Origin of the sequence: Erwinia sp. INIA01 (genome assembly GCF_025947915.1) — a bacterium.
In the GTDB taxonomy this organism is placed as follows: domain Bacteria; phylum Pseudomonadota; class Gammaproteobacteria; order Enterobacterales; family Enterobacteriaceae; genus Erwinia; species Erwinia coffeiphila.
Genome location: NZ_JAPDNC010000002.1, coordinates 775,616 through 787,963, shown reverse-complemented (window position 1 = coordinate 787,963; position 12,348 = coordinate 775,616). Strand labels below are relative to the sequence as shown.

The window sequence follows — 12,348 nt, the reverse complement described above, 5'->3', positions numbered from 1 at the left end:
CTACTCTCCCCTTGGCTGGCTGAGTGTCGAAACGTCGAGGTACTGCGGAGTGACGGCCCCCGCGAAGCGGCGCTGATGTGTGGCCGTGCAGCCTTCACCCTGTGGATTCATACGGGCAATAAAGGACACCTGCTCCTCTTCCCACACCGCGTCAAGCGCCTGCGGCGTGTCGTCCCGCGTTTCACCCGCAACCTGCGACTGCAACGACTCAGGGCTGGCGCTGCTGCCGGACAGATCCAACAGCAGGGGGAAAAGCTGAGCATAAGGACTGCCACGCTGTTCAAGACGAGCACCCAGTAGAGCAAGAATAGGCGCAACGTCCTGCAGGCCCTGACGAACGCGGGCCAGCCCACCCTGCGCCAGATATTCCAGATAAAGCGGCAGATGATCCGGCAGTTCTCGGGCATCCAGCTCCAGGCCGTCAGCACGGTACTGATCCAACAGATCGACCATAGCCTGTCCGCGATCGCGGGATTCACCGTGTACATGTTCAAACAGCAGCAGCGACGTCGCACGACCGCGATCGAACAGCTCACAGTAGTCGGATTGCAGATCCAGCAGCGGCCGCGCTGCACAGTGGCGGATAAACTCCGCCAGCATCGCTTTTTGTTCACCGCTGAGTTCATCCGCTTCCTGCAGAGCTGCCTGCAGCTCTTCCTGATGATCGAAGAGTTCCTGCTCCGGGTAATCCAGCAGACGGGCGATAAGACGTATCGCAATCATGATGCATCTTCCTCCCGCTTAGTTTTGATCGACACGTCAATCGCATCGATGCGGCGGCTGTTAAACAGATTGAACTTCACGTCGCTGCCGTGGCAGCCGTCGCCGAAGCTGAAGCCACAGCCCTTACTTTCAGGGAAGGCTTCACGCGCCTGCTCGCGGTGGCTGGACGGGATCACAAATCGATCTTCGTAGTTGGCGATCGCCAGATAGCGATACATCTCCTGCGCCTGCGCCTCGGTCAGCCCTACCTGCTCCAGCGCGCTGACGTCATGAACGCCGTCAACGGTTTCGGCACGCTTGTAGTGACGCATTGCCAGCATGCGTTTCAGCGCCAGCAGTACCGGCGCGGTATCGCCAGCCGTCAGCAGGTTAGCGAGGTACTGCACCGGAATACGCAGGCTTTCCACATCCGGCAGCACGCCGTTATGGCCCAGCTGCCCCGCATCTGCCACTGACTGAATTGGCGACAGCGGCGGCACGTACCATACCATCGGCAGCGTGCGATATTCCGGGTGCAGCGGCAGCGCCAGCTTCCAGTCCATCGCCATTTTGTACACCGGTGAACGCTGTGCCGCGTCGATCACACTCTGCGGCACGCCGTCTTTCAGTGCCTGCTCAATAACCGCCGGATCGTTCGGGTCGAGGAAAACATCCAGCTGACTCTGGTAGAGATCTTTTTCATTCTCCACCGAAGCGGCCTGCTCAATACGATCGGCGTCATACAGCAGTACACCGAGGTAGCGGATACGGCCCACACAGGTTTCTGAACATACGGTCGGCGCGCCCGATTCGATGCGCGGATAGCAGAAAATACATTTTTCCGACTTACCGCTTTTCCAGTTGAAGTAGATCTTCTTATAAGGGCAGCCGGTCAGGCACATGCGCCAGCCGCGGCATTTGTCCTGATCGATCAGCACAATGCCATCTTCGCCGCGCTTGTAGATCGCACCGCTAGGACAGGTCGCCACGCACGCCGGGTTCAGGCAGTGTTCGCACAGGCGCGGCAGATACATCATGAAGGTGTTTTCGAACTGGCCGTACATCTCCTTCTGGATATGCGCAAAGTTGGCATCTTTCGAACGCTTGCTGAACTCGCCGCCGAGAATTTCCTCCCAGTTTGGGCCGTTCTCAATCTTCTTCATCCGCTCGCCGGTGATCAGCGAGCGCGGACGGGCAATCGGCTGGTGCTTACCGGCCGGTGCGTTATGCAGATGCTGATAGTCGAAATCAAACGGCTCGTAGTAATCGTCCAGTTCCGGCACGTGCGGGTTGGCAAAGATTTTCGACAGCACGCCAACACGGCTCCCCATGCGGGGTTCCAGCTTGCCGTTAATTTTTCGAATCCAGCCGCCCTTCCACTTCTCCTGATCTTCCCACGCATGAGGGAATCCCACGCCCGGTTTACTTTCTACGTTGTTGAACCAGGCGTACTCCATCCCTTCCCGGCTGGTCCAGACGTTTTTACAGGTTACTGAGCAGGTGTGGCAGCCGATACATTTGTCGAGATTCAATACCATCCCGACCTGTGAACGAATTTTCATTTAGCGACCTCCTGCTGGCTGCCCTGGCAATCGTCGTTGCCTTCGCCATCTAACCAGTTAATATTATTCATCTTTCTGACTATAACGAACTCATCGCGGTTAGAACCGACGGTGCCGTAATAGTTAAAGCCGTAGGACTGCTGCGCATAGCCGCCAATCATATGCGTCGGTTTCGGGCAGACGCGCGTCACCGAGTTATGAATACCGCCACGCTGCTTCGTCGTTTCCGCACCGGGAATATTCACGATACGTTCCTGGGCGTGGTACATCATGGTCATGCCCGCAGGCACGCGCTGGCTGACCACCGCTCTGGCGGTCAGTGCACCGTTGGCGTTGAAGGCCTCGATCCAGTCGTTATCCTCAATACCTAACTGCTTAGCATCGTCCTCGCTCAGCCAGACAATCGGACCACCGCGCGACAGCGTCAGCATCAACAGGTTTTCACTGTAGGTTGAGTGAATACCCCACTTCTGGTGCGGCGTGATAAAGTTCAGCGCCATTTCAGGATTACCGTTAGGCTTGCGGTTTATCAGCGGCTGCACGGTGCGCGTATCAATCGGCGGACGGTAGACCAGCAGGCTTTCGCCAAAGTCACGCATCCACTGATGATCCTGATACAGCTGCTGACGGCCGGTCAGCGTACGCCATGGGATCAGCTCGTGAACGTTGGTATAACCGGCGTTGTAAGACACATGCTCATCTTCCAGACCTGACCAGGTCGGGCTGGAGATAATTTTGCGCGGCTGTGCCTGGATATCGCGGAAGCGGATTTTTTCATCCTCTTTATTCAGCGCCAGATGGGTATGATCGCGCCCGGTAAATTCACCCAGCGCCTGCCAGGCCTTAACCGCAACCTGACCGTTGGTTTCCGGTGCCAGCGACAGAATGACTTCAGCCGCATCAATGGCACTGTCGATATTGGGTCGGCCCGCTGCCGGACCATCGGCCTTGACGTAGTTAAGTTTTTTGAGGAAATCGACCTCGGTCTGAGTATTCCAGCTGATGCCCTTACCGCCGTTGCCCAGCTTATCGAGCAGCGGTCCGAGGGAGGTAAAACGCTCATAGGTTGATGGGTAATCACGCTCCACAACCATCAGATGCGGTGCGGTTTTACCCGGGATCAGGTCACATTCGCCTTTGTGCCAGTCCTGCACGCCCAGCGGCTGTGCCAGCTCGGCGGCAGAGTCGTGCTGCATCGGCAGGGTCACCACGTCGGTTTCCACGCCAAGGTGGCCGACGCACAGCTCAGAGAAACGCTTCGCGATGCCCTTGTAAATTTCCCAGTCGCTGCGGGATTCCCAGGCCGGATCGACGGCGGCAGACAGCGGATGAATAAACGGATGCATATCCGAGGTATTCATGTCGTCTTTTTCATACCAGGTTGCGGTTGGCAGTACGATATCGGAGTAGAGGCAGGTGCTCGACATACGGAAATCGAGCGTAACCACCAGGTCAAGCTTGCCCTTGCCAGGATTATCACGCCATTCCACTTCTTCCGGCTTCGCCGCACCCATTTCACCCAGATCGTCACCCAGCACGCCGCTATCGGTCCCCAGCAGGTACTTCAGCAGATACTCATGCCCCTTACCGGAAGAACCCAGCAGGTTAGAACGCCAGACAAAGAGGTTGCGTGGGAAGTTCTGCGGGTTGTCAGGCTGCTCGGCGGCAAAACGCACGGAACCATCCTTCAAACCGGCAACGGTGTAATCAACCGGGGAAACACCTGCTGCTTTTGCTTTTGCCGCAAGATGCAGTGGGTTAACGTTCAGCTGCGGAGCCGACGGCAGCCAGCCCATGCGCTCAGATCGCACGTTGAAGTCGATCAGGCTGCCGGTGTAGCGTGATTTATCCGCCAGCGGTGACAGCAGTTCCTCGGTTTGCAAGCTCTCATAGCGCCACTGGCTGGAGTGATTGTAGAAGAACGAGGTGCCGTTCATATGGCGCGGCGGGCGCTGCCAGTCAAGGCCAAAGGCCAGCGGCAGCCAGCCGGTCTGCGGACGCAGTTTTTCCTGACCAACATAGTGTGCCCAGCCGCCGCCGCTCTGCCCGACGCAGCCGCAGAAGATCAGCATATTGATCAGGCCACGGTAGTTCATGTCCATGTGATACCAGTGGTTCAGACCGGCACCGACGATAATCATGGAGCGTCCACGCGTTTTTTCAGCGGTCTCGGCAAACTCACGCGCAATACGAATGGTATTCTGACGCGGTACGCCGGTGATCTGCTCAGCCCATGCCGGACTGTAGGCCTTCACCTCATCATAGGTTGCCGCACAGTTAGCATCATTCATGCCACGCTCAACGCCGTAGTTCGCCAGCGTCAAATCGTAGACGCTGGTCACCAGTGCGGTACTACCGTCAGCCAGCTGCAGGCGCTTAACCGGCAGTTTGTGCAGCAGGATTTCATCCAGTGCGACGGTGTTAAAGTCCTGAACTTCGGTACCGCCAAAGTAAGGGAAACCGACGTCAACGATGTCATCGTGCTTGTCCAGCAGGCTCAGCTGCAGCTCGACTTCCTGCTGATCTTTACCTTCGCGCTGTTCGAGGTTCCACTTGCCCTTCTCGCCCCAGCGGTAGCCAATCGATCCCTGCGGTGCAACCAGCTCACCGTTGGCTTCATTGATGGCAATGGTTTTCCACTGCGGGTTATTTTCCTGGCCCAGGCCATCAACCAGATCGCTGGCACGCAGCATACGTCCGGCAGCGTAATAGCCACCGTCGCGCGGCTCCAGCATCACCAGCATCGGCATATCGGTGTAGGTGCGAACATAGTTACGGAAGTATTCCACCTGGCGCTGCTGGTGGAACTCGGTCAGCATAACGTGGCCCATCGCCATCGCCAGCGCGCTGTCGGTGCCCTGCTTAGGCGCAAGCCACTGATCGCAAAGCTTGGCGATTTCGGCATAGTCCGGCGTAATGGCGACGGTTTTGGTACCTTTGTAGCGGACTTCAGTGAAGAAGTGCGCATCCGGCGTACGGGTCTGCGGAACGTTGCTGCCCCACGCCATGATGTAGGAAGAGTTATACCAGTCGGCGGACTCGGGAACGTCTGTCTGTTCACCCCAGGTCATTGGCGATGCCGGAGGCAGGTCGCAGTACCAGTCATAGAAGCTCAGACAGGTGCCGCCAATCAGTGACAGGTAACGCGAACCCGAGGCGTAGGAAACCATCGACATCGCCGGAATAGGCGAAAAACCAATAATACGGTCAGGCCCGAAGGTTTTCGCGGTATAGACGTTAGCCGCAGCAATCAGTTCATTGACCTCCTGCCAGCTTGAACGCACGAAACCACCGCGCCCGCGTGCCGCTTTATAGCTGGTAGCCTGCTCGGCATCTTCCACGATCGACTGCCATGCCAGTACCGGATCGCTATGGCGGGCTTTCGCTTTGCGCCAGAGCGTAATCAGGCTCTTACGCATCAGGGGGTACTTCAAGCGGTTAGCGCTGTATAAATACCAGGAATAGCTGGCTCCGCGGGGACAGCCGCGAGGCTCGTGGTTAGGCAAATCCGGGCGGGTGCGCGGATAGTCGGTCTGCTGGGTTTCCCAGGTGACCAGGCCATTTTTTACATAGATTTTCCAGCTGCATGAACCGGTACAGTTAACCCCGTGCGTGGAGCGAACGATTTTGTCATGCTGCCAGCGGCTGCGATAACCATCCTCCCAGTCACGGTTGGTGTTCAGGGTTTGCCCGTGATCGCCGGAGAAGGGTTCCGCCAGCTGTTTGAAATAGCGTAAACGATCCAGAAATTTGCTCATACGACATGCTCCAAAAAGGAATTATTTTTTATCGCGCTTAGTTATTTTTTTTACGGCCGTAAACCAGCCAGGTAATCGCAATACAAATCAGGTAAAACACGAGAAACACTTTCATTGCTCCGGCAGGTGAGCCGCTCATGCTCAGCGAAATGCCGAAGGTCTGCGGAATAAAGAAGCCGCCCAGCGCACCAATTGCAGAGATAAAACCTAACGCGGCGCTGGTTTCAGTCACCGCTTCACGCTGCGCGGTTTCATCGCTGCCACCGGCGGCTTTGACGCGATCGATGGTCAGCTTGCGGAAGATGACGGCGATCATCTGGAAGGTGGAGCCGCTGCCCAGACCGGCAGCGAAGAACAGCACCATAAACACACCGTAGAAGGCGATAAACGAGCCAGAGCTTGTTTCAGTCGGCAGAGTCAGGAAGACCAGAGCGGTGAATATCGCCATCAGGATGAAGGTAAACAGCGAAACGCGAACGCCGCCCAGACGGTCAGAAATAATACCGCCGGCAGAACGCGCCAGCGCGCCGATAAACGGGCCGAAGAAGGCATACTTCATAATGGCGACATCGGGGAACTGGGTTTTTGACAACATGGCAAAACCAGCGGAAAAACCGATGAAAGAACCGAACGCGGCCAGATAGAGCAGTGAGAGCATCCACAAATGGCCGCGTTTAAGCACCGGCAGCTGCTCGCTCAGTGATGATTTTGCGGCTGCCAGATCGTTCATGCCGAACCAGGCAGCAATCGTGGCGATAAACAGCAGCGGCACCCAAATCCAGGCCGCATTTTCCAGCCAGATCCCGCTGTTACCAGTTGAACCACCGTCGTTGAAAAAACCAAAGATAGCCATCGAAATTGCCAGCGGAGCCAGCAGCTGCATGACGCTAACACCCAGGTTGCCCAATCCGCCGTTGACGCCGAGCGCGCCGCCCTGCATTGATTTCGGGAAGAAGAAGCTGATATTCCCCATACTTGACGCAAAGTTAGCGCCGGCAAAGCCGCACAGCAGAGAAATAATCACAAAAATAGTAAACGGCGTTTCAGGGTTCTGCACCGCAAAGCCCAGCCAGATGCAGGGAAGCAGTAAAAAGCAGGTGCTGAAAGTAGTCCAGCGACGGCCGCCAAAAAGAGGGATCACAAAGGAGTAAGGCACGCGCAGGATGGCACCGGAAACGGAAGGCAGTGCAGTCAGCAGAAAAAGCTGGTCGGTGGTAAAGTTAAAGCCAACCTTATTCAGGTTCACGGCGACGGCGCTGAACAGCATCCAGACGCAGAAAGAGAGCATCAGGCAGAAAACTGAGATCCACAGGTTACGGCTGGCAATTCGCTTTCCCGTAGCCGCCCAGAACTGAGCATTTTCGGGCTGCCAGTTCTCAATGACTGCACTACCTTTCTTTCCTGGTGAAGGGGATGATTGGGACATATTCTTCTCTGTGGTGTTGTTTATGATGGCACCATCCTGAGTAGTAATGCCCCAGATCGAATTGACGTATATCAACGAGCCTGCAGGTGGCGACACGCCGAGGCACAGGATTACCTCTAAAGAGGGGTAGAGAAAACAAAAAATAAAAACAATAAAATCAATTAGTTACTTAATCATCAAAGTGATTACCTGGCGTTATCATATAATCAAGATATTAAGTATTACCCCAAAAGAGGTATGGGTATTCTCTCTTCAATGAAAGACAATAGTATCAACCACTGTATATTCAGCCGTTTTACACAATTAACCCCCCGGAATAATGGATGACTAAAAACCCTGCTCCCGCGACCGTTCTGCTGATTGACGATCACCCGATGATTCGTACCGGACTGAAACAACTGATCGGCATGGACGATCGTCTGAAGGTGATTGGCGAGGCAGGCAATGGTGCGGAAGGTGTACTGCTGGCGGAAAAAAATGACTACGATCTGATCCTGCTGGATCTGCATATGCCAGGAATGAATGGTCTGGAAACGCTGGAACAACTGCGCGCGATAGACGCCCGCGGCCGCATCGTGGTATTTAGCGTTTCAGATTATGAAGATGATGTCGTACGCGCACTCAAGCGGGGTGCCGATGGTTATCTGCTCAAGGATATGGAGCCCGAAGCGTTGCTGAACTCGCTGCATCGCGCTGCCGCCGGGGAAATGGTGCTGAGCGAGACATTACCACCGCTGTTGGCTGCCAGCCTCCGCCAGCAGCGACCAAAAGAAGTGCCGGATATTGAACAGCTTACCGCCCGCGAACGCGATATCCTTAAACTGATTGCAATGGGAATGAGTAATAAACTGATAGCGCGCCGCCTGTGCATCAGTGAAAGCACAGTGAAGGTACACGTTAAGCATTTGCTGAAGAAACTACAGATGAAATCGCGGGTTGAGGCGGCAGTCTGGTCGTTGCAAAACGGCTATAGCTAAAAAGAAGGCAATAAAAAAGCGACGATCGGAGATCGTCGCTTTTCGCATTAACTCAGTCAGCAGTTTCGCGATTATTCGCGGAACAGCGCTTCAATATTCAGTCCCTGTGCCTGCAGAATTTCGCGCAGACGACGAAGACCTTCAACCTGAATCTGGCGAACACGCTCGCGGGTCAGACCAATTTCGCGACCCACATCTTCCAGCGTGGCCGCTTCATAGCCTAACAGGCCGAAACGACGTGCCAGCACTTCACGCTGCTTGGCGTTCAGTTCGAACAGCCATTTGACGATGCTTTGCTTCATATCATCGTCCTGGGTGGTATCTTCCGGACCGTTATCTTTCTCGTCGGCCAGAATATCCAGCAGCGCTTTCTCAGAATCTCCGCCCAGCGGCGTATCAACTGAGGTAATGCGTTCGTTGAGGCGCAGCATCCGGCTTACGTCATCAACAGGTTTGTCTAACTGCTCGGCAATCTCTTCCGCACTGGGCTCATGATCGAGCTTATGGGAAAGTTCACGCGCGGTGCGCAGATAAACGTTCAGCTCTTTCACGATGTGAATCGGCAGGCGGATGGTACGGGTTTGATTCATGATCGCCCGTTCAATCGTCTGACGAATCCACCAGGTGGCGTACGTGGAGAAACGGAACCCTCTTTCCGGGTCAAACTTCTCAACGGCGCGGATCAAACCGAGGTTACCTTCTTCAATCAGATCCAGCAGCGCCAGACCACGATTGCTGTAACGACGGGCGATTTTCACCACCAGACGCAGATTGCTTTCAATCATTCGGCGACGTGAAGGAATGTCGCCACGAAGCGCCCGGCGGGCAAAGAAAACTTCTTCTTCCGCCGTTAACAGTGGGGAATAACCAATCTCCCCAAGATAGAGCTGTGTTGCATCGAGCACACGCTGTGTGGCCCCCTGCGACAGCAGTTCTTCTTCTGCTAAATCGTTATCACCAGGTTCATTTCCGACAAGAGCCTTCTCATCAAAAACCTCAGCTCCGTTTTCGTCGAATTCCGCATCTTCATTTAACTCATTAACTTTCAGCGTATTCTGGCTCATAAGCGGCTCCTACCCGTGATTCCAGGGCAGAACACCAAGGTTCTGCCGGTTATCGCTGCGGTAAATAACGCAACGGGTTTACGGATTTCCCCTTGTAACGAATTTCAAAGTGCAATCTAACCGAACTCGTGCCGGTACTGCCCATGGTGGCTATTTTCTGACCCGCTTTAACCTCTTGTTGTTCACGGACCAGCATAGTGTCGTTATGGGCATAAGCACTCAGGTAGTCATCATTATGTTTGATGATTATCAGATTACCGTAACCGCGCAGCGCATTCCCGGCATATACCACCCTGCCTGAAGCGGTGGATACAACGGACTGACCACGTGAACCCGCGATATCGATACCTTTATTGCCTCCTTCGGAAGCAGAGAAGTTATCAATGATCTTACCATCTGTCGGCCAACGCCAGCTTCCCACTGGGGTTGCGCTGTCCGTTGTACTGCTGACGGTCGGGGCGGTAACCGGCGCTGTTGTCGTTGCAACAGTTGTGCCGGATGAAGGCAGCATTTTGCCTCCACTTCCTCCACTTGGAGTACCTGAATCCTCAGAATACGTAATAACCGGTTGCCGTGCAACAGGTGTTGGCTTCATTTGTGTACTGGAAGGAGGAGTCGTTACGCCACCCGCAGTCGCATCGGCAACCGTGATTGCATTACCACCGGTAATCGGCGTACCGCCGCCGTTGCCAACCTGAATTTGCTGGCCAACGTTGAGCCCGTAAGGGGCAGGGATATTATTGCGCTGCGCCAAATCGCGGAAATCATTGCCGGTAATCCACGCAATATAGAACAGAGTATCGCCACGCTTAACGGTATAAGTATCACCGCTATAGCTCCCTTTCGGAATGTTCCCATAACTGCGGTTGTAAACAATGCGCCCGTTTTCCGTCACCACGTTCGGTGAAGAAGAAGAGGAGGAGGAGGAAAGCATTCCACCATTTGAAGACGACGGCGGGCGCGCGGGAATAAAACCACCGCCGCCCCCGCCACCTGAATTACTCAGCATGCCTGAATCATTACCGCCAACTGAACTGATGGGAGCCTGCGTATTATCGCTGGAACAACCTGCCAGCCAAAAACCTATCAATGAAACGGCCGCAATACGGCGCAACTTAAAAACCGGGCTTCCAGTGCTCATTCTTCCCCCATTACGGCAATGCTTATTAAAGACAGAACTGCGGCCGGGCTGTTGGTTTACAGCATCTTGTGTCAGCCCGCGCGAATTATTCAGATACTAGCAATATCAACCACAACGTGCCATGCCAGTTGTATTAATCTTTATTAGCGACTCACTTCAGGCCAGATCGCCCTGCACCAGGGGAACAAAGCGAACCGGTTCGATGGTTTCAACCACAAACTCACCTCCCCGGCGGCGAATGCGCTGTAAAACCTGCTGCTCTTCCCCCACGGGTAGAACCATAATGCCCCCCTCGTCCAGCTGCGCCAGTAAAGCATCCGGTATTTCCGGCGGAGCAGCCGTCACAATAATCGCGTCGAAGGGCCCGCGAGAACGCCAGCCAAGCCAGCCGTCGCCATGGCGGGTCGAAACATTATGCAAATCAAGCTGCTTCAGTCGGCGCTTGGCCTGCCACTGCAAACCTTTTATGCGCTCGACAGAACACACATGCTCCACCAGATGCGCCAGAATCGCCGTCTGATAGCCGGAACCGGTACCGATTTCCAGCACGCGCGACTGCGGGGTGAGCTCCAGCAGCTCGGTCATTCTGGCCACCATGTAGGGCTGAGAAATAGTCTGTCCGGAACCAATAGGCAGCGCCATATTGTCCCAGGCTTTATGCTCAAAGGCCTCATCAATGAAACGTTCGCGCGGCACATCTTCTATCGCCTGCAGCAATCGTTCATCGTTAATACCCTGCTTTCTCAGCAGTGTAAGCAGCGTATCGATCCGGCCGCCGCTTACCATTTTTGGTCAACCTCAACGCGTGACAGCCAGGAAGATACAACCTCCTGCGCCGCATGGGCGGTCAAGTCGACATGAAGAGCGGTCACCGAAACATAGCCCTCATCAACCGCAGCAAAATCGGTACCCGGGCCTGCATCCAGCTTGTCGCCCGGAGGCCCAATCCAGTACATGGTATTGCCTCTTGGGTCCTGTTGCTGAATCGCCCTGTCGCTGGGATGGCGGCTGCCGCAGCGCGTCACCCGGATACCTTTAATCTGCTCCAGCGGCAAATCGGGAACATTAATATTAAGAATGCGGCCCGTGCGCAGCGGTTCACGCTCCAGCGCACGTAGAATTGAGCAGGTCACCGCCGCTGCGGTTTCATAATGCTGGTGCCCGTCCAGCGACACCGCCAAAGCAGGAAGTCCCAGATGACGCCCTTCCATCGCCGCCGCAACGGTTCCTGAGTAAATAACATCATCACCGAGGTTCGGCCCGGCGTTGATTCCGGAGACCACAATATCCGGCTTGGGGCGCATCAGGGTATTGACCCCGAGGTAAACACAGTCAGTCGGCGTTCCCATCTGCACGGCAATATCACCGTTGGGATAATCAAATGTGCGCAGTGGTGTTTCCAGCGTCAGCGAGTTTGACGCCCCGCTGCGGTTACGATCGGGAGCAACAACCTGGACCTCAGCAAACTGGCGCAGCGCCTTTGCCAGCGCCTGAATACCTGGCGCATGGATACCATCGTCGTTACTCAGCAAAATTCGCATTTAACACCTAACCTGTTGATAATTTTTGTTCGCCCGATTCCGACAGCAGGGATAACTGACCGCTGTGCGTATGAAAAATACGCGGAATAAAGGGCGTGGCTGGAAGCCATTTTAGCTGGATGATTCGGGTTGTGGTAGGTGTAAGTTTCTGGTTTCAATCGACTAGAAGCTGCCGCC

General features: G+C 55.0%; 9 protein-coding genes. 1 reads left to right on the top strand and 8 read right to left on the bottom strand.

Annotation, left to right across the window (positions count from 1 at the left end; translation table 11 throughout):
- The 4 genes from narJ to OMR58_RS05410 are packed head-to-tail and all read right to left on the bottom strand — an operon-like array spanning position 1 to position 7,448.
- Positions 1-723, bottom strand: a complete 723-nt coding sequence (gene narJ, locus OMR58_RS05425) for a nitrate reductase molybdenum cofactor assembly chaperone (RefSeq protein ID WP_200547021.1) — start codon at positions 721-723, stop codon at positions 1-3.
- Positions 720-2,264, bottom strand: a complete 1,545-nt coding sequence (gene narH / locus OMR58_RS05420; RefSeq protein ID WP_200563406.1) for a nitrate reductase subunit beta — start codon at positions 2,262-2,264, stop codon at positions 720-722. The genes narJ and narH overlap by 4 nt, the downstream gene beginning before the upstream one ends.
- Complete coding sequence (locus OMR58_RS05415) at positions 2,261-6,022, bottom strand: nitrate reductase subunit alpha (RefSeq protein WP_105593959.1); 3,762 nt, start codon at positions 6,020-6,022, stop codon at positions 2,261-2,263. Before OMR58_RS05415 ends, narH begins: the two co-directional genes overlap by 4 nt.
- A gap of 37 nt (positions 6,023-6,059) precedes the next feature.
- Complete coding sequence (locus OMR58_RS05410) at positions 6,060-7,448, bottom strand: NarK family nitrate/nitrite MFS transporter (protein ID WP_264545405.1); 1,389 nt, start codon at positions 7,446-7,448, stop codon at positions 6,060-6,062.
- A gap of 323 nt (positions 7,449-7,771) precedes the next feature.
- Between OMR58_RS05410 and narL the strand changes: the two genes are divergently transcribed.
- Complete coding sequence (gene narL, locus OMR58_RS05405; RefSeq protein WP_105593957.1) at positions 7,772-8,425, top strand: two-component system response regulator NarL; 654 nt, start codon at positions 7,772-7,774, stop codon at positions 8,423-8,425.
- Positions 8,426-8,496: 71 nt separating this feature from the next.
- Here narL and rpoS read toward each other — a convergent pair whose 3' ends face one another.
- The 4 genes from rpoS to surE all read right to left on the bottom strand — a co-directional run bounded on the left by rpoS (position 8,497) and on the right by surE (position 12,171).
- The gene (gene rpoS, locus OMR58_RS05400) at positions 8,497-9,489 is read right to left on the bottom strand and encodes an RNA polymerase sigma factor RpoS (protein ID WP_105593956.1); all 993 of its coding nucleotides are present in this window, start codon (positions 9,487-9,489) and stop codon (positions 8,497-8,499) included.
- Positions 9,490-9,538: 49 nt separating this feature from the next.
- Positions 9,539-10,630, bottom strand: a complete 1,092-nt coding sequence (gene nlpD / locus OMR58_RS05395; protein ID WP_200563400.1) for a murein hydrolase activator NlpD — start codon at positions 10,628-10,630, stop codon at positions 9,539-9,541.
- 156 nt (positions 10,631-10,786) lie between these two features.
- Entirely contained in the window at positions 10,787-11,416 is a 630-nt protein-coding gene (locus OMR58_RS05390; RefSeq protein WP_200563398.1) for a protein-L-isoaspartate(D-aspartate) O-methyltransferase, read from the bottom strand.
- Positions 11,410-12,171: a 5'/3'-nucleotidase SurE gene (surE, locus tag OMR58_RS05385; RefSeq protein ID WP_264545404.1), complete on the bottom strand. Its 762-nt coding sequence runs from the start codon at positions 12,169-12,171 to the stop codon at positions 11,410-11,412. Before surE ends, OMR58_RS05390 begins: the two co-directional genes overlap by 7 nt.
- Between the last annotated feature and the right edge of the window lie 177 nt (positions 12,172-12,348).